The sequence below is a fragment of the Allokutzneria albata genome (assembly GCF_900103775.1).
Lineage (GTDB): Bacteria > Actinomycetota > Actinomycetes > Mycobacteriales > Pseudonocardiaceae > Allokutzneria > Allokutzneria albata.
Genome location: NZ_LT629701.1, coordinates 2,929,122 through 2,951,345 on the forward strand (window position 1 = coordinate 2,929,122; position 22,224 = coordinate 2,951,345).

At 70.1% G+C, this 22,224-nt stretch carries 23 protein-coding genes and 4 pseudogenes; 18 read left to right on the forward strand and 9 right to left on the reverse strand.

Translation table 11 applies throughout. The features are described 5' to 3' along the window. The first annotated feature begins 180 nt into the window (after nt 1-180). From BLT28_RS13100 to BLT28_RS13130, 7 genes are all read left to right on the forward strand, one after another. Entirely contained in the window at nt 181-942 is a 762-nt protein-coding gene (locus BLT28_RS13100; RefSeq protein ID WP_030431769.1) for a DeoR/GlpR family DNA-binding transcription regulator, read from the forward strand. A gap of 70 nt (nt 943-1,012) precedes the next feature. Next, nucleotides 1,013-2,362 carry an ABC transporter substrate-binding protein gene (locus tag BLT28_RS13105; protein WP_030431770.1) on the forward strand — a complete coding sequence of 450 codons (1,350 nt, stop codon included), beginning with the start codon at nt 1,013-1,015 and terminating at the stop codon, nt 2,360-2,362. Between the two features lie 11 nt (nt 2,363-2,373). Further along, on the forward strand, nt 2,374-3,315 hold the full coding sequence (locus BLT28_RS13110) for a carbohydrate ABC transporter permease (protein ID WP_030431771.1): 942 nt from the start codon (nt 2,374-2,376) through the stop codon (nt 3,313-3,315). Continuing rightward, on the forward strand, nt 3,315-4,136 hold the full coding sequence (locus BLT28_RS13115; protein ID WP_030431772.1) for a carbohydrate ABC transporter permease: 822 nt from the start codon (nt 3,315-3,317) through the stop codon (nt 4,134-4,136). The genes BLT28_RS13110 and BLT28_RS13115 overlap by 1 nt, the downstream gene beginning before the upstream one ends. Then, nucleotides 4,136-5,131 (forward strand): zinc-dependent alcohol dehydrogenase family protein, encoded by a 996-nt coding sequence (locus BLT28_RS13120; RefSeq protein WP_030431773.1) that lies wholly within the window; start codon nt 4,136-4,138, stop codon nt 5,129-5,131. Before BLT28_RS13115 ends, BLT28_RS13120 begins: the two co-directional genes overlap by 1 nt. A gap of 559 nt (nt 5,132-5,690) precedes the next feature. After that, entirely contained in the window at nt 5,691-6,029 is a 339-nt protein-coding gene (locus BLT28_RS13125) for a hypothetical protein (protein ID WP_030431774.1), read from the forward strand. A 409-nt stretch (nt 6,030-6,438) separates the two neighbouring features. Beyond that, nucleotides 6,439-7,689, forward strand: coding sequence for a hypothetical protein (locus tag BLT28_RS13130; RefSeq protein WP_030431775.1), 1,251 nt, complete (start codon nt 6,439-6,441; stop codon nt 7,687-7,689). A gap of 46 nt (nt 7,690-7,735) precedes the next feature. Here the strand turns inward: BLT28_RS13130 and BLT28_RS13135 are convergent, their stop codons facing one another. Continuing rightward, nucleotides 7,736-8,083, reverse strand: a complete 348-nt coding sequence (locus BLT28_RS13135; RefSeq protein WP_156051338.1) for a hypothetical protein — start codon at nt 8,081-8,083, stop codon at nt 7,736-7,738. 16 nt (nt 8,084-8,099) lie between these two features. Continuing rightward, nucleotides 8,100-8,489, reverse strand: a complete 390-nt coding sequence (locus tag BLT28_RS13140) for a RidA family protein (RefSeq protein WP_030431777.1) — start codon at nt 8,487-8,489, stop codon at nt 8,100-8,102. A gap of 72 nt (nt 8,490-8,561) precedes the next feature. Between BLT28_RS13140 and BLT28_RS13145 the strand changes: the two genes are divergently transcribed. Next, complete coding sequence (locus tag BLT28_RS13145) at nt 8,562-9,449, forward strand: LysR family transcriptional regulator (RefSeq protein WP_030431778.1); 888 nt, start codon at nt 8,562-8,564, stop codon at nt 9,447-9,449. On the opposite strand, the gene BLT28_RS13150 is transcribed toward BLT28_RS13145, so the two are convergent. Next, nucleotides 9,422-10,207 carry a class I SAM-dependent methyltransferase gene (locus tag BLT28_RS13150; protein WP_030431779.1) on the reverse strand — a complete coding sequence of 262 codons (786 nt, stop codon included), beginning with the start codon at nt 10,205-10,207 and terminating at the stop codon, nt 9,422-9,424. The two genes, BLT28_RS13145 and BLT28_RS13150, sit on opposite strands and share 28 nt — an antisense overlap. A gap of 178 nt (nt 10,208-10,385) precedes the next feature. On the opposite strand from BLT28_RS13150, the gene ligD reads away from it, so the two are divergent. Further along, nucleotides 10,386-11,354, forward strand: a complete 969-nt coding sequence (ligD, locus tag BLT28_RS13155) for a non-homologous end-joining DNA ligase (RefSeq protein WP_030431780.1) — start codon at nt 10,386-10,388, stop codon at nt 11,352-11,354. Here the strand turns inward: ligD and BLT28_RS13160 are convergent. Then, nucleotides 11,328-12,085: pseudogene (locus tag BLT28_RS13160) on the reverse strand (sigma-70 family RNA polymerase sigma factor). The gene ligD and the pseudogene BLT28_RS13160 overlap by 27 nt on opposite strands. A gap of 198 nt (nt 12,086-12,283) precedes the next feature. On the opposite strand from BLT28_RS13160, the gene BLT28_RS13165 reads away from it, so the two are divergent. The 8 genes and pseudogenes from BLT28_RS13165 (at nt 12,284) to BLT28_RS13190 (ending at nt 17,258) form a co-directional block, all read left to right on the forward strand. Next, nucleotides 12,284-13,333, forward strand: coding sequence for an LLM class flavin-dependent oxidoreductase (locus tag BLT28_RS13165; RefSeq protein WP_030431781.1), 1,050 nt, complete (start codon nt 12,284-12,286; stop codon nt 13,331-13,333). Continuing rightward, entirely contained in the window at nt 13,330-13,926 is a 597-nt protein-coding gene (locus tag BLT28_RS13170; RefSeq protein WP_030431782.1) for an FMN reductase, read from the forward strand. Before BLT28_RS13165 ends, BLT28_RS13170 begins: the two co-directional genes overlap by 4 nt. Nucleotides 13,927-13,940: 14 nt before the next feature. Next, nucleotides 13,941-14,498, forward strand: a complete 558-nt coding sequence (locus BLT28_RS13175) for a hypothetical protein (RefSeq protein WP_156051340.1) — start codon at nt 13,941-13,943, stop codon at nt 14,496-14,498. Further along, nucleotides 14,495-15,067: a DinB family protein gene (locus BLT28_RS13180; RefSeq protein WP_030431784.1), complete on the forward strand. Its 573-nt coding sequence runs from the start codon at nt 14,495-14,497 to the stop codon at nt 15,065-15,067. Before BLT28_RS13175 ends, BLT28_RS13180 begins: the two co-directional genes overlap by 4 nt. 56 nt (nt 15,068-15,123) lie before the next feature. Beyond that, a pseudogene (locus tag BLT28_RS42525) lies at nt 15,124-15,256 on the forward strand (IS982 family transposase); the annotation flags it as partial. A gap of 896 nt (nt 15,257-16,152) precedes the next feature. Continuing rightward, nucleotides 16,153-16,515, forward strand: a pseudogene (locus BLT28_RS13185) (helix-turn-helix domain-containing protein); the annotation flags it as partial. Nucleotides 16,516-16,735: 220 nt separating this feature from the next. Continuing rightward, nucleotides 16,736-16,843 (forward strand): annotated as a pseudogene (locus BLT28_RS42990) (IS982 family transposase); the annotation flags it as partial. Between the two features lie 52 nt (nt 16,844-16,895). After that, complete coding sequence (locus BLT28_RS13190; RefSeq protein WP_030431786.1) at nt 16,896-17,258, forward strand: ArsC/Spx/MgsR family protein; 363 nt, start codon at nt 16,896-16,898, stop codon at nt 17,256-17,258. 36 nt (nt 17,259-17,294) lie between these two features. Here the strand turns inward: BLT28_RS13190 and BLT28_RS13195 are convergent, their stop codons facing one another. Both BLT28_RS13195 and BLT28_RS13200 read right to left on the reverse strand, forming a co-directional pair. Then, complete coding sequence (locus BLT28_RS13195) at nt 17,295-18,152, reverse strand: ADP-ribosylglycohydrolase family protein (RefSeq protein WP_030431787.1); 858 nt, start codon at nt 18,150-18,152, stop codon at nt 17,295-17,297. 46 nt (nt 18,153-18,198) lie between these two features. Continuing rightward, on the reverse strand, nt 18,199-19,281 hold the full coding sequence (locus tag BLT28_RS13200) for an FAD-dependent monooxygenase (protein WP_030431788.1): 1,083 nt from the start codon (nt 19,279-19,281) through the stop codon (nt 18,199-18,201). Between the two features lie 68 nt (nt 19,282-19,349). Here BLT28_RS13200 and BLT28_RS13205 point away from each other — a divergent pair, with 68 nt between their 5' ends. Beyond that, nucleotides 19,350-20,033, forward strand: coding sequence for a TetR/AcrR family transcriptional regulator (locus BLT28_RS13205; RefSeq protein WP_030431789.1), 684 nt, complete (start codon nt 19,350-19,352; stop codon nt 20,031-20,033). Here the strand turns inward: BLT28_RS13205 and BLT28_RS13210 are convergent. Genes BLT28_RS13210 through BLT28_RS13220 form a run of 3 tightly spaced genes read right to left on the reverse strand, consistent with a single transcriptional unit; the run spans nt 19,997 to nt 22,184 of the window. After that, the gene (locus BLT28_RS13210; protein ID WP_030431790.1) at nt 19,997-20,692 is read right to left on the reverse strand and encodes an ArsR/SmtB family transcription factor; all 696 of its coding nucleotides are present in this window, start codon (nt 20,690-20,692) and stop codon (nt 19,997-19,999) included. The two genes, BLT28_RS13205 and BLT28_RS13210, sit on opposite strands and share 37 nt — an antisense overlap. Then, nucleotides 20,689-21,441: an isocitrate lyase/PEP mutase family protein gene (locus BLT28_RS13215; RefSeq protein ID WP_030431791.1), complete on the reverse strand. Its 753-nt coding sequence runs from the start codon at nt 21,439-21,441 to the stop codon at nt 20,689-20,691. The genes BLT28_RS13210 and BLT28_RS13215 overlap by 4 nt, the downstream gene beginning before the upstream one ends. Beyond that, the gene (locus BLT28_RS13220; protein ID WP_030431792.1) at nt 21,438-22,184 is read right to left on the reverse strand and encodes a cytochrome P450; all 747 of its coding nucleotides are present in this window, start codon (nt 22,182-22,184) and stop codon (nt 21,438-21,440) included. Before BLT28_RS13220 ends, BLT28_RS13215 begins: the two co-directional genes overlap by 4 nt. Nucleotides 22,185-22,224: the final 40 nt, after the last annotated feature.

The window sequence follows — 22,224 nt, forward strand, 5'->3', positions numbered from 1 at the left end:
ACCTGCGTGTTCAGATGCCTGATCACACCTGGTCGCGCTCTCACCAACCGGGCAGAATTCGGGCGTCACCGAAGCGGGTGTGGCACTGGCCACACCCCGTGAGCGGTGTTAGACCTATCCCCAGCCCGAATGGGCAGGGCTGAAGTCCGAACGGTCAGACGGGGCGGAGGGATCGTGCAGATGCAAGCCGAGGAGCGCAAGCGGCGGATCCTGGCCAAGGCCCGCGCCGACGGCAAGGTCGACGTCATGGAGGTCGCCGCCGAACTGGCGGTGGCGCCGGAGACGGTGCGCAGGGACCTGCGCGCGCTCGGCGAGCACGGCCTGGTCCGGCGCACCCACGGCGGCGCGCTCCCGGTGGAGAGCGCCGGCTTCGAGACCGGGCTGGAGTTCCGCTCCGCCTCGATGGTCCCGGAGAAGCGCCGGATCGCCCGCGCCGCGGCGGACCGGCTCGACGACGCCGAGACCGTCTTCATCGACGAGGGCTTCACCCCGCAGCTGATCGCCGAGGCGCTGCCGACGACGCGGCCGCTGACCGTGATCACCGCGTCGCTGCCGACCGCGGCGGCGCTGTCCACCTCGCCGTCGACGACGGTGCTGCTGCTCGGCGGCCGGGTCAGGGGGCGCACCCTGGCCACGGTCGACCACTGGGCGCTGCGGATGCTCGCCGACATGGTCATCGACCTGGCCTACCTCGGCGCCAACGGCATCTCCCGCGAACACGGGCTGACCACACCGGACCCGGTGGTCAGCGCGGTGAAGGCGCAGGCGGCCCAGGTGTCCCGGCGGCGGATCTTCGTCGGCGTGCACACCAAGTTCGGCGTCGCCAGCTTCAGCCGCTTCGCCGCCGTCTCGGACTTCGAGGCGATCATCACCGACACCACCCTCACCCCGGCCGAGGCGCACCGCTACGCCGCGCTCGGCCCGAAGGTGATCAGGACCTAGCACCCGCACACCGCTGCCAGGGCCGCCGCGCGCGGTGGCCCTCGTTCCGCGCTGCCCGGAAGGACCGACAATGACGTCATTCACGCGGCTGGCCGCCGCGGCCCTCGCCGTGCTCCTCGGCACCACGGCGTGCGCGGGCGCCGGGGGCATCGGCGACCCGGACGACCCCGAGTCGATCAACGTGCTCATGGTCAACAACCCGCAGATGCTGGACATCCAGAAGCTGACCGCGGAGCACTTCACCCGGCGCACGGGGGTGAAGGTGAACTACACCGTGCTGCCCGAGAACGACGTGCGGGACAAGATCAGCCAGGACTTCACCAGCCAGGCCGGGCAGTACGACGTGGCGACGCTGAGCAACTACGAGGTGCCGATCTACGCCAAGAACGGCTGGCTGGAACCGCTTGACCCCTACATCGCGGCGGATCCGGGCTTCGACCAGAACGACGTCCTGGAACCGATCCGGCAGTCACTGACCGCCGCCGACGGCAAGGTCTACGCGCAGCCGTTCTACGGCGAGTCCTCGTTTCTCATGTACCGCAAGGACGTCTTCGCCGCGAAGGGCATCTCGCTGCCGGAACGGCCGACCTGGCACCAGGTCGCGGAGGCCGCGGCGAAGGCCGACGGGGCGGAGCCCGGCATGAAGGGGATCTGCCTGCGCGGCCAGCCCGGCTGGGGTCAGCTGATGGCGCCGCTGACCACCGTGGTCAACACCTTCGGCGGCACCTGGTTCACCAAGGACTGGCAGGCCACAGTGGACGCACCGGAGTTCGTCGAGGCCACGAAGTTCTACGTGGACCTCGTGCGCGAGCACGGTGAGGCAGGCGCGCCGCAGGCCGGGTTCGCCGAGTGCCTCAACAACATGACGCAGGGCAAGGTCGCCATGTGGTACGACGCGACCTCCGCGGCGGGGCTGCTGGAGGCGGCGGACTCGCCGGTGCGCGGCAAGCTCGGGTTCGCGCAGGCGCCCGTCGTGCGCACCAAGAGCTCGGGCTGGCTCTACACGTGGGCGTTCGCCGTGCAGAAGGCCAGCAAGAAGCACCAGGCTGCGTGGAAGTTCCTGTCCTGGGCCTCGGGCAAGGACTACGAGCGGGTGGTCGGCGAGGCGAAGGGCTGGTCGAGCATCCCGGACGGCAAGCGCTCCTCCACGTACGCGCGACCGGAGTACCTGAAGGAGACGGGGTCCTTCGCGGAGCAGACCAGGATCGCGATCTCCTCGGCGAACCCGCGCGATCCCGGCGTACAACCCAGGCCCGCCAACGGGATCCAGTTCGTCGGCATCCCCGAGTTCACCAACCTCGGCACGCAGGTCTCCCAGGAGGTCAGTGCGGCCATCGCCGGGCGGGGCACGGTCGAGGACGCCCTGCGCGCGGCACAACGACTGGCCGACAAGGTCGCGGCGAAGTACCGGAAGAGCTAGGGAGAGCGGAAATGGTCACCACTGCCCCGGTGCGCGCCTCCGTGAAGGCCCCGCCGAAGCCACCGAAGGGACTCGGCGCCGCGGCGCGCTGGGCCCGGCGGGCACCGCTGCTGCCCGCGCTGATCTTCACCATCGCCGTGACGCAGCTGCCGTTCGTCGCCACGCTGGTCATCTCGTTCCTGCAGTGGAACTCACTGGCCCCGGAGAACCGCGGGTTCGCCGGCCTGGACAACTACATCGCGGTGATCACCGATCCGAACCTGCGGTCCTCGGTGCTCACCACGGTGCTGCTGACCGCGAGCGTGGTGCTGATCAGCCTGCTGCTCGGCCTGGGCATCGCGTTGCTGCTGGACCGGAAGTTCCGCGGCCGCGGCCTGGTGCGCACCATGATGATCGCGCCGTTCCTGGTGGTGCCGGTCGCCGCGGCGCTGCTGTGGAAGCACGCGCTCTACAACCCGGAGTACGGCCTGTTCAACGGGGTCCTGAAGTGGATCTTCGGTGAGTCGGCCGCGCAGCCGGACTGGATCAGCACGATGCCGCTGACCGCGGTGATCGCCGCGCTGGTCTGGCAGTGGACGCCGTTCATGATGCTGATCCTGTTGGCAGGACTGCAAAGCCGCCCGCACGACGCGGTCGAGGCGGCCTTCATCGACGGGGCCAGCGGTTTCCAGGTCTTCCGCTACCTGACGCTGCCGCACCTGCGGCAGTACCTGGAGCTGGGCGGGCTGCTCGGCTCGATCTACATCGTGCAGAACTTCGACGCGGTCTTCACCATCACCTCGGGTGGCCTCGGCACCGCGAACCTGCCGTACACGATCTACCAGACCTTCTACCAGGCGCACGACTACGGCCAGGCGTCCGCCGCGGGGGTCGTCGTGGTGATCGGCTCGATCCTGATCGCCAGCTTCGCCCTGCGCGCGGTGTCCTCCCTGCTCCGAGACGAGGTCAAGTGATGAAGCGTGTCTGGAAACCCTGGGGAGCCCTGGCCTGGTTGTCCGGCATCCTGTTCGTGCTGCCGGTGCTGTGGATGGTGCTGACCTCCTTCCACACCGAGTCCGACGCGGCGACCAATCCGCCGTCGCTATTCGCGGGCCTGTCGTTGCAGGGCTACGAGGAGTTCTTCGGCGCGAGCACCGGCCAGAGCCCGTGGCCGCCGCTGATCAACTCGGTCAGCGCGAGCGTGGGCTCGACCGTGCTCGTTCTGCTGCTGGCCATCCCGGCCGCGTACGCGCTGTCGATCCGGCCCGTGCAGAAGAGCTCGGACGTGCTGTTCTTCTTCCTCACCACCAAGATGCTGCCGATGGTCGCCGGGCTGCTGCCGATCTACCTGATCGCCCAGTACAGCGGGCTGTTGGACAACGTCTCGTTCCTGGTGGTGCTCTACACGTCGATGAACCTGCCGATCGCGGTGTGGCTGATGCGCTCCTTCCTCGCGGAGATCCCGAAGGAGATGCTGGAGGCGGCCGCGCTGGACGGGGCCGGGCTGGTCACCACGCTGCGCCGGGTCGTCGCCCCCGTCGCCGTCCCCGGGATCGCCGCGACCGCGCTGATCTGCTTCATCTTCAGCTGGAACGAGCTGTTGTTCGCCCGCGTGCTGACCGGCGTCGTCGCCGGGACCGCACCGGTCTTCCTCACCGGTTTCGTCACGAGCCAGGGCCTGTTCCTGGCCAAGATGTGCGCGGCGGCGACGATCGTGTCGCTGCCCGTGCTCGTCGCCGGTTTCGCCGCCCAGGACAAACTCGTCCAGGGCCTTTCGCTAGGAGCAGTGAAGTAATGAGAGCCGCCGTCATCTCCGCGCCCGGCGAGGTCGAGGTCACCGAGGTGCCCGACCCGGCGCCGGGCGCGCGGCAGGTCGTCGTGAAGGTCTCGGCCTGCGGGCTGTGCGGCACGGATCTGCACATCCTGCAAGGAGAATTCGCGCCCACCCTGCCCGTGGTGCCCGGCCACGAGTTCGCAGGCGAGGTCGTGGAGATCGGCAGCGCGGTCACCGAGCTCGCGGTCGGCGACCGGGTCGCGGTGGACCCGTCGCTGTACTGCTACGAGTGCCGCTACTGCCGCGCGGGCCGCAACAACCTGTGCGAGCGGTGGGCCGCGATCGGCGTGACCACCGCGGGCGGCGCGGCGGAGTACGCGGTCGCTCCGGTGGCCAACTGCGTCAAGCTCCCCGCGCACGTCCGCACCGAGGACGCCGCGCTCATCGAGCCGCTTTCGTGCGCCGTGCGCGGTTACGACATCCTGCGCGCGCAGCTGGCCAGCCGGGTGGTGATCTACGGGTCCGGCACCATGGGGCTGATGATGCTGGAGCTGGGCAAGCTCACCGGCGCGGCCAGCATCGAGATGATCGACGTCAACCCCGAGCGGCTGGCCACCGCGACGAAGCTGGGCTGCACCGCCGTCGCCACCAGTGCCGACGAGCTGGACCGGCCGGAGGGCTGGGACGTGGTGATCGACGCGACCGGCAACGAGAAGGCCATCCAGGACGGCCTCGGCCGCGTCGCCAAGGGCGGGACTTTCCTGCAGTTCGGGGTGTCCGACTACGCCGCGCGTGCGACCATCGAGCCGTACAAGATCTACAACCAGGAGATCACCATCACCGGCTCGATGGCCGTGCTGCACTCCTACGAGCGGGCCGCCGACCTGTTCGCGGCGGGCGTGCTCGATCCGGAGATCTTCATCAGTCACCGGCTGCCGCTGGGCGAGTACGCGTCCGCCCTGGAGGCGTTCAAGCGCGGCGAAGGCCGCAAGATCCAGGTCCTGCCGGGGGTGTGACCACCCGGCCACCAGGAAGGGCCCGCGGCCCGACTCACCCCCCAGGAGTCGGCCGCGGGCCCTTTCCCTGTGTCGTGCAACGGACTCGGACCGGCCTGGCCGCCGTCATGCCGTTGCCGTCCGTCATCCCGTTCTCCTGTGGCTCGTCCCAGCCGTGGGTCCAGAGGTCCCGCCCCGCGACGGTTTGACTGCTCGTATGAAGCGATCGCCGACTCCACCTGCTCGGCGGCCACGATCCGCGATCGCCGGCTTGTTCCGGCAAGCTCGGACCGCTCACCGCCGGGACACCCGACCGGCCCGACCTCCATGACGACCACCAACCCGCACGACCCCTTGTAATCACCCAATTGGGTAAAACCAATCCGACCTGAGCCGAATGATGAAGTTGATTCAGCGAAATCCTTGCTTGTTTTCCCCGATGGCCAGCCCGATAGCTTGGATGTGAGCTGCAACACAACATTCAACATCAACTCTCATACCTCCTGCGGTGTCTTACTTTTTGCTGGGCACCGGTCTAGTGCTCGGCCGGTGTGGAAATATCAACAGGAGAGATTCCTCGATGGGTAAGATTCAGCGCGTGCTCGGCCTAGGCGTTCTCGGCGCGATGTCGCTCGCCGTTGTGACCACTGGTACGGGTAACGCCCTGCCGCCCGAGATGGAGGTGTCCGCGTCGGGCAGTTCCGTGACCATCAGCGGGGCCTGCTTCACCGAGGCCCCCTCGGCTGATGGCTGGTACAGCACGGTCGGTGGCCACGAGCCCGAGGAGATCGGCAAGATGACCTACGCGAACGGCACGTGGTCGATCACCTTTCCCAAGGTGAAGCCCGGGGTGTACGAGGCTGTCATGGGTTGCGGCGGGGAGATCGACACGGCTGTCCGGCATTTCGTCGTCATCTAGGAAAAGCTTGGGGAATGCCGCCGAGGTCGGACGATCCACCCGGCCTCGGCGGCGTGATCGAGGGGGAGGATGCGGGACGGCTCACCGCTGGAAAGGGAGCCGTCCCGCATCCGACCGCGGGGTATCCGTGATGTGCGCCCAACTCATCAGCGCGACCGCCGGAGCAGCGGTGAAGTGAATTCAGTTCGCTCTGTGCGCATATTCGGCGCTGAGGTCGGGCAGCTGCGCAGGACCTGGTCCGACAAGTCGGTCAGCCACGATGGCGGGGCGGGCACCGGACTCCTGGTGATCACGAAGCGTGGACAACTTCATGATCACCAAGCCGTGCGCGCGCAATCAGATTGTACAAAGCGAGTATGGCGGGCCATTAGCCTCGCGGGCCTCGGTTTCCAGTGAGAGGACTGCCGCCGTGTCCCTGTCGCGAGTCTCGAAACTGCTGGCTGTCGCCGCCCTCACCGGAGCGGCACTCGCGACGCCGGGCGATCCGTGGGTGGTCATGGACAGCCAGTCGAAGGAGCACGGCAAGTCGTTGTCCGCGATCGACTTCGACTCGGCGAGCAGCGGATGGGCTGTCGGTGACCACACCGACCACACCACCGGCAGGATGACCGCGCACATCAAGCGGTGGGACGGGGCGAAGTGGTCGGACTCGGCAGTCGGCGACCTCGCGGGCAAGGACGTGGCGCTCAACCAGGTCGCCGCGGTCAGCGGTAACGACGCCTGGGCGACCGGGATGTCCGTTCCCCCGCCGCAGCTGCGGAAGGCGACGCGCTCACCACGACCGGGTTCGCCCCTGCAGTACCGCGATCCGCAGCGCGGCCTCCAAGCCGGACTGCTGACGGCGGCAGGCACGCCCTACGTGCTGACCCACTGGGACGGGCAGAAGTGGGCCTCCGTCACGCCGCCGCAGCCCGCCGCGGACAAGGACGCCCTCGTCTCGGACGTCGAGCGGGTCGGCGACCACGCGCTCGCGGTCGGGCTTGAGCGCAAGCTCGACCCGCAGACCGGTGCGCCCTCGGAGCAGATGGGCTTCCTCGACCGCTACTCCGGCGGCAAGGCGCAGCGGTTGGAGCTGCCCAAGGAGCTGACCGCCAAGCCCAGTGCGGTGTTCAGCGTGACGGGCAGCGGTGCCGGCGACGTCTGGATCTCCGGGGCGTTCGTCACGCCGGACAAGGACTCCCCGTACGCCGCGCACTGGAACGGCACGGCGTGGACGCTGCACGAACTGCCGGTCACCGCGCAGTTCCCCAACGGCTGGAACGCCGACCAGATCGTCACGTCGGGCGGCACCGTTCACGTGTCCGGCCGTTCCCTCTACACCGACGGCACGCTCACCACGGGCTACCGCTTCGACGGCAAGGCGTGGACGGAGTGGACCGACCGCGGCCTGGCGGAGATCAACGACCTGTCGGTGCGCTCGGACACCACCGGCATGGTCGCGGGCGGCTGGCCGACGCTGACCAGCAACGTCAGCCAGTACGCCAGCTTCACCGGCACGACGTGGACCAGCCACGAGCAGCCCGCCGCCTTCGCGGGCAAGGAGGGTCAGGTCCTCGGCGTGGCCTGGCTGCCGGGCACCGACCGGGCGATGGGCGTGGGCTACACCAACGACGAGAGCGAATGGGGCGGCGTCTACTACGTCACCGCGAGCAGGTCCTGATCCTCGCCGCGGCGGCGGAGGCCCCGACACCCGCCACCGCGGCGTCCTACTTGCCCTTGCTGAGGCGGACCAGCTTCGGGCCGTTCGGCCCCAGCTCGATCAGCCCGTCCTTGTGCCCGCCCAGCGCGGAGGCGATCTCCGCGAGCAGGGCGGTCATCAGCTGTTCCGCCGCGTCGTGGCTCTCCGCGCGGCCCACCACGTATTCCACGCCGGGATCGCCGACCAGCCGGGCCAGCACGGTGAAGCGGTGCGCGGCCAGGACCGTGGTCCCGGCGGGCGGATGTTCCTTGGCCACCCTCAGCGCCATGATGAGGTCCGCGCGCACCACGCCCTGGTCCTCGGCTGCCACCCACACCTGCGGCATGCCCGGCGACGGCATCTCACGCCAGCTCATGCCTTGACGGTAGCCGTCAGGCGTCCGGCACGCGCGCGTCCACCTCGATCTCGATCTTCATGCGCGGGTCGGCCAGGCCGCACACCAGCATGCTCGCGGCGGGCCGGACGGACTCGAAACGGCGGCGCAGCGACGGCCAGCACGGCTCGAAGTCGGCCCGATCCGGTACCAGGTACCGCACGCGGACCACGTCGGCGAACGAGCAGCCCGCCTCGGCCAGCGCCGCCCCGATGTTGTCCAGGCACTGCTCGGCCTGCTCGACCAGGTCCTCGGAGATCGTCATCGTCGCGTAGTCGAAGCCGGTGGTCCCGGAGACGTGCACCCAGCCGTCCACGACCACCGCGCGGGAGTACCCGATCTCGTCCTCGAACCGCGCCGCACTGCGGATCACTCGTCGTTGCCTCACCAGGCGAACGCTAGGTGACCAGCGGTGATACGTCCAATACGCATTCCGTCCGGCTGTGATATCTCTTGAGATATGGACCGTCCCGAGCTGGCCCTCCACCAGCTGCACGCGTTCGTGGTGCTCGCCGAGCTGGGCCACTTCGGCCGCGCGGCGGACCGGCTGGGCATCGCGCAGCCGCCGCTGAGCCAGCAGATCCGCAGGCTGGAGGAGAAGGTCGGCTTCCCGCTGCTCACCAGGACACCCGGGCGGGTCGACCTCACCCCGGCGGGGGCCGAACTGCTGCCCGCGGCCCGGCGCGCGCTCGACGCCGCCGAGTCCGGCCTGAACGCGGCGCGACGGGCAGGCGGCGGCGAGGTGGGACGGTTGCGGATCGGCTTCGCCGCGTCACTGGCGCTGACCATCCTCCCCGGGCTCGTGCGCGCCTACCGCGAGCGGTTTCCCGCCGTGGAGACCGAAATCCACGAGATGACCACCACACCCCAGGTCACCGCGCTGCGCGAACGCGCGATCGACGTCGGCTTCGTGCGGGAGGAGATCGCCGAACCCGGGCTGGCGTGCGAGCCGATCCTGTCGGAGGGCTTCGTCGCCGTCCTGCCCACCGGGCACCCGCTCGCCGACCTCCGCGCCGTCCCGATCGGCGCGCTGGCCGAGGAGGAACTAGTGCTGCTCCCCCGCGCGGCCGGGGCGGGCGTGCACGACCGCATCGTGAACCTGTTCCGCGCCAACGGTGTTGAGCCGACGATCGGTCAGCGTGCGGTGGAGTGGCAGACCGCGTGCGCGTTCGTGGCGGCCGGGATGGGCGTCTCCGTCGCCCCGTCGAGCGTGCGGCGGATGCGGCTCAGCGGTGTGGTCTACCGCAGGCTCGACCCCGACACCGCGCGCACGGTCGTCGCCGTGTGCTGGCGTTCAGCTGACCAGAACCCCCTGGTGGATCAGTTCGTCGCGCTCACAAGGCAGTAGTCGGCCAAACCCGCCCGGTACGCCTTGAGCCAGTTGCGGCCCCAAGTGTCGCGGTACCGGGTCTGCGCCACCCACGTGTCGAAGCCGAACCAGACGTTCTCGCCGATGCTCTCCACCCGGACGTCGGCGAAGCCCGCCGCGACGAGATCGGCGCGGAAGCGCTCGACCGGCACCGCGAAGTCGATCTCGTCGTCGATGGTCTCGATCAGCTTCCGCAGCTCGCCGGGCGCCTCGTCCGTGGTGGCGAAGAACGTTGCCAGGCTGAGCTTTCCGCCGGGGCGCAGCACGCGACGGGCCTCGGCGGCGAACAAGGCCAGGTCCTCGAAGTGCTGAGCCGCCTCGACGCTGTAGAGCTTGTCGAAGCTGCCGTCGTCGAAGGGCATCTTGAGCGCGTCGCCCTGGCGGAGGTCGAGCAGGTCGCCGTGGATGGCGCGGGCGCGGCCGAGCTGGGCGTCGGAGAAGTCCAGGCCGACGAGCGCGCCGGGCCGGAACTCGCGGAGGGTCAGCGCCGCGCCCACCCCGATGCCGCAACCGACCTCCAGCACCGCGTCGGACTCCGTGATGCCGAGCTCGCCGAGGACCCTGCGGTAGAGCGCGGCCTGGCTCTCGGTGCGCTCCTCCACGGTGATCGGGCGGTCGGCGGGCACCGACTCCCAGTAGCCGTAGTTGATGAAGTTGCCGGAGAACAGCTCGAACGATCCGAGATCCACTTCCCCGTACATCGCCGCGCGCTTCGCGGCCGCACCGCCGTCTGCCACCGTGACCTCCCCGAGTCGTCCCCAACCTAGCGGTGCGGCGACCCTTCGACGATCGTGAAGAGCCCACGCGTTCCGCTGTTGTTCTCCCGCTCCGTCGTCCGGCTCCACGATCCCGACCTGATCGGCTGCTCGCCGCGTTGAGGTTGCCTCCGCGGGGTCGCGTGGGCATGGTGTGCCGATGGCCAGTGAAGAGGTGCGCGACGAGGTCAAGCTGACCAATCTCGACCAGCCGCTGTTCGACGGCGCCGAGGCGACCAAGCGGGACCTCGTCGACTACCTCGACGGCGTGCGCGAGCGCCTGCTGCCGCACATCGGCGACCGTCCCCTGTCGGTGGTCCGCGTGCTGCGGGGCCAGAAGCCGTTCATGCAGAAGAACGTCCCGAAGTACACGCCGCCGTGGGTGCGGACCACCCAGATCTGGGCGGAGGCGTCCAAGCGACGGATCTCCTACGCGCTGTGCGACGACCGGCGGACGCTGCTGTGGTTCGCCAACCAGCGGGCCGTCGAGTACCACCCGACGCTGGGCCGCTCCGCCGACATCTACCGGCCGACGCACCTCGTCCTCGACCTCGACCCGCCGGAGGGCGGTGACTTCCGGCTCGTGGTCGAGGCCGCGCGGTTGATCCGGCAGGCGCTGGCCGACTCGGGCTTGACGGGTGCCGTCAAGACCAGTGGCTCCAAGGGGGTGCACGTGTTCGTGCCCGTCGACGACCACGCGCCTGTCGACGACGTGGCCGCCGCGACCAGGGCCGTAGCCGCGCGGGCGGAGCGCATCGATCCGGTGCTGGCGACCACGGCGTTCATCCGCGAGGACCGCGAGGGCAAGGTGTTCCTCGACTCGACCAGGGCGGGCGGTGCCACCGTGGTCGCCGCGTACAGCCCACGTGTGCGGCCGGGGACCACGGTGTCCTTCCCCTTGTCCTGGAACGACCTCGACCGGGTCACGCCGGCGGACTTCACGATGCGGTCGGTGCTCGCATCGCTGGGCGAGCGCGATCCGTGGGAGGACGAACTGCCCGCACCGCAACGCCTTCCCGAAGATCTCATCGCGGAGGGGCACACCATCCCGGTCGCCCGCGTCCAGGCGATGCAGGAGGGCAAGCGCCGCGCCAGGGCTCGCTCAGCGGCTCAGGACACCGAGGGATAGCCGCTCCACGTCGGTGACCACCTCGTAGCTGGTGACGCGATGCCTTCGACGGTGATCGCGAGCGCGAGCAGCAATCGCCCGTGCGGGGCGACCACGGCGCCGACCCGCCCGTTGACCAGCGCGACTTCGGCGAAGCGGGCTCGGCGGCCGAAAACCGCCGTCTCCTTCACCACGCGCCGCGCACCGCGGAGCTCCACCCGGTCGACCCGGCGGACCACGTCGGGTGCCAGCACCGCGAGCAGCGCGGCGATGTCGCCGTCGCGGGCCGCCCGCAGGAACGCCTCGACGACGCGGCGGTGCGCGGCGAGGTCCCGGACGGGCACCTCGGACGTCCCGCGAACACGTGACCGGGCGCGGCTGGCGAGCTTCTTCGCCGCCGCCGGCGAGCGCTCCAGCGTCTGCGCGATGTTGTCGAACGGCACCGCGAACAGGTCGTGCAGCACGAACGCGACCCGCTCCGCCGGGCTGAGGGTGTCCAGCAGCACGAGCAGCGCACGCCCGACCGAGTCGACCAGCAGCGCGTCGTGCTCCGGCGTGTTCGGGTCGGCGAGGTCCGGCAGCCGGCCGATCGGGTCCTCGCGGCGGTTCTTGCGGGCGCGCAGCACGTCCAGGCACACCCGGGAGACCACCGTGCGCAGCCATGGCGCGAGGTTGTCGACGCCGTCGGCCCGGCTGAGCCGCAACCAGGCTTCCTGGACGGCGTCATCCGCCTCGGCCGCGGAGCCGAGCATCCGGTAGGCCACCCCGTGCAGGTGCGCGCGCTGCGCCTGGAAGCGGGCGGCCAGCTCGTCGCGTTCGTCCACATCCCCTTGACGAGGCCGGGCCGCGGTGTGTGACACCTGGCTCGGTGGAACAACCAGGGGCGGGGTACTGTTGAACACGACGGTAGTTGAACTTTCTACTACTTGGTCGAGTCCCAGGGAGCTGTCATGCAGTTCGGCGTCTTCACCGTCGGCGACGTCACCACCGACCCCACCACGGGGCGCACCCCGTCGGAGGCCGAGCGGATCAAGGCGATGGTGGCCATCGCGCTCAAGGCCGAGGAGGTGGGCCTGGACGTCTTCGCCACCGGCGAGCACCACAACCCGCCGTTCGTGCCGTCCTCGCCGACCACCATGCTCGGCTACATCGCCGCGCGCACCGAACGGCTGGTCCTGTCCACCGCGACGACGCTGATCACCACGAACGACCCGGTGAAGATCGCCGAGGACTTCGCGATGCTGCAGCACCTCGCCGACGGCCGGGTGGACCTGATGCTCGGCCGGGGCAACACCGGCCCGGTCTACCCCTGGTTCGGCAAGGACATCCGCGACGGCATCGACCTGGCGATCGAGAACTACCACCTGCTGCACCGGCTGTGGCGGGAGGACGTGGTCGACTGGGACGGGAAGTTCCGCACGCCGCTGCGCGCGTTCACCTCGACGCCGCGCCCGCTGGACGGCACGCCCCCGTTCGTCTGGCACGGCTCCATCCGCAGCCCGGAGATCGCCGAGCAGGCCGCCTACTACGGCGACGGCTTCTTCGCCAACAACATCTTCTGGCCTAAGGAGCACTTCCAGCGCCTGATCCAGCTGTACCGGCAGCGCTTCGAGCACTACGGCCACGGCAGCGCCGACCAGGCCATCGTCGGGCTCGGCGGGCAGGTGTTCATGCGGAAGAACTCCCAGGACGCGGTCCGGGAGTTCCGGCCGTACTTCGACAACGCCCCGGTGTACGGGCACGGCCCGTCGCTGGAGGAGTTCACCGAGCAGACCCCGCTGACCGTCGGCAGCCCGCAGGAGGTCATCGACAAGACGCTGACCTTCCGCGAGTCCTTCGGCGACTACCAGCGCCAGCTGTTCCTGATGGACCACGCCGGGCTGCCGCTGAAGACGGTGCTGGAGCAGCTGGACATCCTCGGCGAGGAGGTCGTTCCCGTGCTGCGCGAGGAGTTCGCCGCGCTCCGCCCCGCGCACGTTCCCGCGGGTCCGGTCCGATGAGCACGATCGCGGTGGTCTCCGCCGGGCTGAGCGAGCAGTCGTCCACGCGGCTGCTCGCCGCCAAGCTCGCGGACGCCACTCAGGACTCGTTGCCGCACAAGGCTTCCCTTGAGCTGATCAACCTGAGGGAACACGCCCACGACGTGACCAACGCCCTGCTCACCGGCGTGCCGACCGGCACGCTCGGCGGGCTGGTGCGCACCGTCGCCGACGCGGACGCGCTGATCGCCGTCACGCCGATCTTCAACGCCTCCTACAGCGGCCTGTTCAAATCGTTCTTCGACGTCCTGGAGCCGGACTCCCTCGCCGGGAAACCCGTTCTGATGGGCGCGACCGGCGGGACCGAGCGGCACTCCCTGGCGTTGGAGCACGCGCTGCGGCCGATGTTCGCCTACCTCAGGGCGGTCGTCGTGCCGACCGCGGTCTACGCGGCCACGTCCGACTGGGGCGGTGAGAGCGGCTTGGAGAAGCGGATCACGTTGGCGGGCGGGGAACTCGCCGACCTGATCGCGCACAGGGCACCGGCCGCGAAGCCCGATCCGTACGCGGAGGTCACCCCGTTCGCGGAGCTGCTCGGCGGGTCGCGACGATGATCTCCTGGCCGCAGGTGAGTTCCGTCCGTGCGCGGGCGCGGGGCGCAGGCGACAAGGGAATGCTTGTCGCGCAAGGCAAAGACGAGGTCGCCTCGCTCGCACATCTGCTCGAGGTGGACGACGACGCCGAGGCGTTGCTCTGCATGTGCTGGGGCGACTTGGAGTTCGTCGTCCACGGAGCGGCGACCGAGGTCCTGGTTCTCCACCTCGACGGTTCGCTCGCCTCCGGCCAGCACGGTCAGCTCCCCCTGGTCCGTCGCGAGGAACTGGTCCAGTGGCTGGTATCGCGGCGCCTGGTGTCACCTGCCGGTTCCCCGCTCGACAGCGCGTTCTGGGGTCTCGCCCCGAACGTCGACTTCGTGTTGCCCGGCTCCGATCCCGCACAGGTCGCCGGGAAGTTCGCCCGCGCCTTCTGGACCGTCCGGACCGTGGCCCCCGCTTCGTACGAGATCATCGGTGAATGGGCCCACCTCCTCGTGGATGACCGCGGCCTGTCCGGGGTGGCAGTTCCCGGGAAACTGCCCCGTCTGCGGGAGGTTCTGGACGAGCTTGGCCTAGCCTGCGAGGCGTGACAGCCATCGCAGACCATCTCCAGCGCTCCCTCCAAGCCTCCCGCGACGCCCTGATCCGCTCCCTCGACGGCCTCTCGGAGTACGACGTCCGGCGCCCGGTCACCCCCAGCGGCACCAACCTGCTCGGCCTCGTCAAGCACCTCGTCGGCATCGAGCTCGGCTACCTCGGCGACTCGGTCGGCCGCCCGGCGCCGGTGACGCTGCCGTGGAACGAGGACGGATCGGTGTGGCAGAACGGCGACATGTGGGCGAAGGCCGACGAGAGCCGCGAGCACCTGACCGATCTGTACCGGACCGCGTGGCGGCACACCGACGAGTCGATCGGCACCCTGTCGCTCGACGCACCGGCAAGTGTGGCTTGGTGGCCGGAGGAGCGAAGGCAGACCACGTTCGGCCACCTGCTCATCCAGGTCACCGCCGAGACGGCGCAGCACGCGGGGCACGCCGACATCGTCCGCGAGATGATCGACGGCCGCGGTGGGCGGGACCAGGGCGACCTCGGCGGCGAGGACTGGTGGAACGCCTACGTCGCGGGAATCCAGCAGGCGGCGGACGCGTACCGCGACTAGGTCCACGGTCCGGGACGGGCAATCACGGGGCGCTGCGACCGTTCGAGGTCCGCGCGAACGGTGCCCGCCCCCCGAACGGCCTGTTCACCCCAGTTGCCGCACTGCCTGCTGGCCGTGTCCGCAGGCATCTGGCACGACTGGACCACCGGCGTCACCGGTCAACGATCACTGATCACCTACGACCACTGAGCCTTTTCATGGTGGTTGTCGGTGGGTCTCGATGTGCTGCAGGACGAGGATGGCTGCGACGACCGCGCCGCCCCGGCGTGGGCGGCAGCGGAGCTTGGCCAGGACTTTCCAGCCTTGGTGAATCACCGGCGCGCTGGTGAACCAACTCCTCCGTTCCCGTAGAGCTTTACTGTTTCTCGGAGCAAGCAGCGCTTTTCTGCGGTGACGTGTTGCCCACAGAACGCCCTGGGGGCACTGTCGTGTTCAGGCGGCAGCTTTCGTAGGTGACCTTCAACCGCCGAACGGTGAACGTCACCTACGCCTTGTCTCCCTCGGAACTAATCAGGTAGGTCGTAAGCGGCGTTGCTGCCCTTCCCGGTCGACTCCGGGTAGTCCTGGCAATAAACCCCCGCCCCCCCATTGTTCGGCGGTGACCATGCGCTGTAGTAGACCCGCCAGCCACCACCGTGCAAGTCACACCGGATGCCCACGCGGTACGCAATGTCATAACAGAGCCCCACAGCCCCGCCCTCTCCGAGGAGTTTGATTGGGGCACAGTTCGCCAGTTGATGGACTGCGGATTTTGCCTCGGAGCTGGTGGCGGAGGCGGTTCCAACCCCAATAGTGGCAAGGGCTCCGGCGATGGGCAAGATCGCCAGGGCGAGCAGGGACTTTCTCATAGGTCTCCTCGATCTTTCGGTTCGAAACCGAAGTTTAGGGGTTGTCAAAGTGCTGTCGTAGCTGTTCAGCTACACCTGAATCCCGGGTTCCGCAGTTAGGCCATGTCTGATAATTGAGCCTTCTTCATTGTGATGTCGCAGGTCACCGCGCCGGCTGAGCGGTGGGAGCGCGGTGGGCGAGGCTCCCGGTAAGACAGCAGTCGACCTAGATGCGATGCCCCAACCGGGAGCCTCGCCGTGCTGTCCTCCCCTGCCGCGATTCCGCTGTTCAACCGCACCCTCGTCCGCCTGGGAGACTTGATCCGCGCGGAGCGGACTCGCCGTCGGTCGCGGTGGCGGCGCCTGGAGCCCGGCCGCCAGGCGTTGGCCGTGCTCACCCACCTGCGCAATGGCGACACCCATGCCCGCCTGGCCGCCGGGTTCGGCATCTCCTCGAGCACCGCTGGGCGCTACGTCCGCGAAGTGGTGGACCTCCTCGCCGGCTTGGCCGACGACATCCGGACGGCGGGTGAGCGGGCCGCCCGGCTGGCTTGCGCGATCCTGGACGGCACCCTGGTCCCGATCGACCGCGTCGCGACTCACCGGGCCGCCCAAGCAGGCTGTCAGCCCGGTGCGGAACGACGGCAACTGGACCAAGGCCACGTGCCCGACCGGCTACTACTTCGAGGTCGGGCGCGGTGACATCGTTCCGTACTGGGAGCCCTAGACGACTGGTCGCGTACAACGCCGGTGAAGTAACCGGCTGGCTGCAGACGCGGACGGAGGGTGTCCAAGATCGAGTTGTGAACAACGACCTGAACACCCTCCCAGCCGCGACCTCGGCGCGTTCCCCCGGGTTGCACAAGGCCAGCCGGTCATGTCCGCAGGCATCTGGCACGACTGGACCACCGGCGTCACCGGTCAACGATCACTGATCGCCTACGACCACGACGACACCTGCACGCGATCAGTCAGCTGGCTCGTAGTATCCGCCTGTGAACATGGAAATCTGGATCAACCCGGCGTGTTCCAAGTGCCGTTCGGCGTTGTCGCTGCTCGATGCCGAGGGCGCCGAGTACACCGTGCGGTACTACCTCCAGGACCCGCCGAGCGTCGCGGAGCTGGAGCACGTGCTGGACCGGCTTCGCCTGGAGCCGTGGGACATCGCCCGCCTCGGTGAGCCGGTCGCGGCGGAGCTGGGCATGAAGTCGTGGGCGCGGACCCCCGAGACGCGCGCGCGGTGGGTCGAGGCGATGGCCGAGCACCCGAAGCTGATCCAGCGGCCGATCATCACCGCCGAGGACGGCTCGGCCAGCGTCGCCCGCACTCCGGAAGCGGTCCGGGCGGCGCTGGACATCACCTGACGCGCTCAGCACCGACCGAAGAACCCGGGTGGGCGCTCAGGCGAAGGGCGGCAGCGGCTCGCTCGAGTCGAGCCAGTCCTGCGGCACGCCGTCGAGGCCGGTGCGGGCCGCGACGACTCCGCCGACGATCGCGCAGGTGGTGTCGACGTCACCTCCGGCCGCGGCGGTGACCCACAGGGCTTCCACGAGGTCGTCGAGGTGCCTGGCCGCGCACCACAGGGCGAACGGCACCGTGTCCACGGCGGAGATCCGGAGCCCGGTGCCGAGCGTTCCGCCCGCGTTGCGGGAGTCCGTGGTGAACGAGATGCGCCGCGCGCGGATCAGCCCGGCGCGCACCTCGGTCTCCGGGAGTCGTTCGACCACCTCGCCGAGCAGGTCGGCGCCGGCCGCTCCGCGCACTCCGAGCGCTGTCGCGAGGGCGACCGCCACCGCGCCGGCGATCGCTTCCGGATGAGCGTGCGTCACTCCGGCTGATTTCCCCGCCTGCACGACGAGTTCGTCGAGGTCGTCGGCGAACCACGCGCCCAGCGGGGCCACCCGCATGGCCGCCCCGTTGCCCCACGATCCCTGGCCGTCGAACTGCCGCCGGGCCACGTCCCGCCACGGCTGTCCACTGTGGATGGCCGTGAGGACGTCGTGCATGGTGGCGCCGTAGCCGCGGCGCGGTTCGGCGACGTAGGTCGTGGCGAACTCGGCCGCGAGCGCGTCCTGGTCGACCCTGCCGCACTCGCGCAGCACCCGGAACAGGGCGAGCGCCATGGCCGTGTCGTCGGTCCACGTCCAGGGGCCGGGCGCGACCCGGCGCCGCCGGAGATCGCCCTCCTGCGTGAACCACGTCTGCCCGAACGCGTCGCCCAGCGCCAAGCCACGCAACGAGGACTCACTGCGGGACATACCTCGATCGTGCCTGGCAGAGCCGCGGAACTCACGAACTTTCTCGTCACGGTGCCCAGTCCAGCAGCGGAGCCATCGACCGGGAGAAGCCCGAACGCGGCAGCATCCGCATCACCGTGTTCCTGGCCCCGACCAGCGCGGGCGCCGTCCAGTGCGCGATCACCCCGAGCCGGCGCGAGCGGCGGACCACCATCTGCGTGCGCGGCCTGCGGAGCCGGTCGTACTCCGCGAGCCCGTCCGCTGCCGCGAGCACCACGGCGTCTTCGAGCGCCTGGCACGCGCCCTGCCCGAGGTTCGGGGTCATGGCGTGCGCGGCATCTCCGACGAGGGCGACCTTGCCCGCAACGTAGGAACCCAGGTTCGGCAGCTCGTAGATGTCATGCCGCAGCAGAGCCGTCCCCGCCACCGCGTTGACCAGCGCCGGAATCGGGTCGTGCCAGTGCGCGAAGCGGCGCCGCAGCTCGTCGGCACCGCCCTCGTCGCCTTCCGGCGCGTTGACCACCGCGTAGAAGTAGGTCCGCCCATCCGGCAGCGGCGAGTACCCGAACCGCTCGCCCCGCCCCCACGTCTCGACGGACTCCCGGACCGGCACGTTCGCGGCGATCGCCCGCCAGGTGCTGTAGCCCGCGTAGCGCGGCGCCGGTTCCTCGCCCCAGACCGAGCGCCGGGTGACGCTGCGGATGCCGTCCGCGCCGACCACCAGATCCCCGGTCGACGTGCCACCCGAGTGCAGCACCGTCCCGTCGCGCCGCACCTCCCGCACCTCCACCCCGGGACGCAGCGCGTCCGCCGGGACCGCCGCGCGCAGGATTTCGAGAAGGTCAGCGCGGTGCACCATGGCCCATTGCCCGTAGCGCCGCCGAAGTTCCCCGTGGTCGGCACGGGAGAGCCAGCGCCCGGACACGGCACGGATCCCCGCGGGCATCTCGGAGGACGCGCGCTCGCGGATCGCCTCACCCAGCCCGAGCGCGTCCAGCGCGCGCAGCGCGTTCGGCAGCACCGCCAGGCCGGCGCCCACCTCGCCGAACGCCCGCGCGCGCTCCAGCACCTCGACCTGCCACCCGTTCCTGGTCAGTGCCACCGCACTGGCCAGCCCGCCGATCCCGCCGCCGACGACGACCGCCCTCATGCGTCTCCTTAGATTCTCTAGGTTAACTTAGAGCTATTAAGCAAACATAGAGTGCCTAAGATGTCAACGTGACCACGAGCAGACGGGACCGCCTCCGCAGGGCGACCCTCGACGAGATCCACGCCGCCGCGCGCAGACTGCTCACCACGAAGGGCCCCGCGGCCGTGACGATCAACGCCGTCGGGCGTGAGGTCGGCATCAGCGGGCCCGCGCTCTACCACTACTTCTCCGGCCACGACGAGCTGGTGAACGCGATGACCGTGGCCTTCCTCGACGAGCTGGCCGACGAGCTGCGGACCGCGGGCGGGTTCCTGGACACCTGCCGCGCGCTGCGAGACTGGGCGGTGGCGCATCCCGCGGAGTTCGGGTGGATCTTCACGAGGCCGGTCGTGGCGGGTGCCGCGCGGTACGCCGCGGGCATGCGCTTCGAGCAGGTCTTCCGGGACCAAGTGGTCGCGCTGTGGCGGGAGAAACCGTTCCCCGTCCCCGATCTCGCCGACCTGGCGCCCGGCCTGCGCGAGCAGCTGGTCAGCTACTCCGAGGTGATCGGCGGCGAGCTTCCCCCCGCGGCCGTGCACGTCGTCCTGACCTGCTGGAGCGGCCTGTACGGGTTGGTGTGCATGGAAGTCCTGCACCAGCTGGATTTCGCCTACTCCGACATGGGCCCGGTCTTCGAGGAGCACCTGCGCGGACTGGCCGACCGGCTGGGCATCCCTTACGAGCCGAGCTCGGCCGCTTCGATGCCGAGGTGACGGCGTAGCTCGTCGAGCCCGAGCGGCGTGACGCGCACAGCGCGCTTGGAGCCGATGCGCACGGCCCATTCGCGCTCCAGCACGACCTGGCACAGCCGCGCGGCGGCGGGTCCGGCGAGGTGGTCACGGCGCTCGGTCCAGTCCAGACAGGACCTGACGAGCGGCCGTTTCTCCCTGTCGGGCAACGACATTCCCAGCTCGGCGAACCAGTCCAGCCCGGCCGCGGTGAGCGCGAAGCCGGTGTCGCGACGCAGCAGCCCCCGGGTGGTCATCGCATCGGTGATCGCCACGCCCAGCCTGCCCGCGAGGTGGTCGTAGCAGGTCCGGCCCCTGGCCAGCGCGGCGTTCGCCCGGTGCTGGCGCAGACCGGAAACGGCGGCGGGCCGCACGTGCGCGGACATCGTCTCGATCAGGCTCGCCACGTCGTCATCGGCGAGGCGCACGTAGCGATGCCGCCCTTGACGGCGCTCGTCAAGGAGACCGCCCGCGATGAGCTTGGAGATGTGCTCGCTCGCGGTCGACCGCGCGACGCCGCAGAGCTGGGCCAGCTCGCCCGCGGTCCACGCGCGCTTGTCCAGCAGGGCGAGGCACATGGCCGCCCGCGTCTCGTCGGCGAGCAGCCCGGCCAACGCCGCCAGTTCCGGTCCCACAGCGGTCATGGTCCCAGCATCTTCACGGTGTCGTCGTAGCCGGGGATACCGGGCGCCACCGGCTGCTCGTCCCGCACGGCCAGCGCGGTGGCCACGGTCGCGTGCACGGCGGCGCGGAACAGCAGCGAACCGGTGCTGATCCGGCTCACCCCGAGCGCGGCGAGTTCGGCGACGGTGTGCTTGCCGGGCAGGAAAAGCAGGTTCAGCGGGGCGTCCACCCGCCCGACCACGGTGGCGATCTCGGCCGGGTCCGCCATGCCCGGCACGAAGATCCCGTCAGCTCCGGCGTCCACGTACGACTCCGCGCGGACCAGCGTCTCGTCCAGCGAGGAGTCGCCGAGCCAGTAGGTGTCGGTGCGCGCGTTGACGAACAGGCCGGGAACGCTGCGCTTGATCGCTTCGATCAGGCCGCACAGCGTCTCCGGAGCGGCCATGGCGTCCTCCAGGTTGACCCCGACCGCGCCCGCGTCGGACAACCGCAGGGCCAGGTCCGCGACCTCGGCCGGATCGGAGCTGAACCCGGACTCGATGTCCACGGTGACCATGCCCAGGCCCGCGATCAGTTTGGCCAGCGCGATCGTCTCGGCGCGCGCCGCACCCGCCGCGTCGGGCAGGCCGTTGACCGCGGCCACGCCGAGGCTCGTGGTGCCCACGGCCGGAAATCCCGCTCCGAACAGCGCGGCGGCCGACGCGTGGTCCCACGCGTTGGGCAGCACCAGCGGCGCACCGCGGCGGTGGAGGTCGGCGAACGCGGTCATCGGGAACTCCCTTCCAGAACACCGGCGGCGATCGCCAGCGCGTGGCTGTCACCGGGGCAGGGCCGCAGTCCCACACCGAAGGTCAGGTGTCGCTTGTTGCTCGCTCGGTGGACGTCGAAGGTGTCCGGGTCGGCGAACACCTCGGGATCCCGGTTCGCCGCAACGAGATCCAGCTCGACGAGCGCGCCGTCCGGGCGTTGCCGCCGCAGCACGGGGATCGGCGGCGAGTGCCGAAGCGTCTCCACCAGCACGGCCTCGGGTTCACCGAAGTCCTTGTACGGCAAGGCGTTCCTGATGAGACCGGCCGTCGAGGCGCAGGCTTGCAGCAGCAGGCAGGCGCGCGCGGCGGTGGGCTCGTCGCGGACCCCGCCCAGCGCCGCGAGGAGAGCCGCGACCGCCGCGTCGTCGGCGGGAGTCGGCTCGACCGGCGGCAGGTAGGCGCGCGCCGCCGCGACCACGAGCGCCGGTTCGACGGCGACGCCGAGGGCTTCGGCGAGCACTTCCACGGCCGCCGTCTCCGGGGCGCGTCCGCGTGCGCTTCGCCGCAGAGCGTCCGGGGAGAGCGCGCGGAGCGGCGCGTCGACCAGGGCGCGGCGGCGGGCGTGCGCGGCGCCTGAGCTGAAGCGGCACACCGCGGAGCGCAGCCAGCCGAGCGCGGAGTCGCGTTCGGGAGGCGGCGGGACGATCAGGCGCTCATCCGCCAGAGCGGCGCTGACCTGGTCGTATGTCCTCAGAACGAGCATGTGGAGACAGTAGGCCGGAAACGGTTCGGTGGCCGCCGAA